This is a genomic window from Neisseria sp. P0001.S005 (genome assembly GCF_051963715.1).
On sequence record NZ_JBQCTZ010001073.1, the window covers coordinates 1 to 236 of the forward strand.

The following is a 236-nucleotide window of genomic DNA, read 5'->3' on the forward strand; positions in this document are numbered from 1 at the left end:
GCCGCCCTGCCCTACTGGACGGTCATGCCGTATTTGGAAAAAGGCTACGTCGTCCACCGCAAAATCACTTCAGACGGTCTGCAAAGCAAACTTTATGCCGCCATTCGTACGGAAGACGCCAACAAAGGCTATCTGGACAACTTCTGCCAAATTACTCACGACCGCTGTTTTGCCGACTTGCCGGGTTTGAGCGAATTGGAAATGTAAACTTGAAACAATCAAAAGGCCGTCTGAAC

1 pseudogene is annotated in these 236 nt (G+C 50.0%); it reads left to right on the forward strand.

Annotation, left to right across the window (positions count from 1 at the left end):
- Positions 1-207: pseudogene (locus tag ACTHSP_RS24100) on the forward strand (LysR family transcriptional regulator); the annotation flags it as partial.
- Between the last annotated feature and the right edge of the window lie 29 nt (positions 208-236).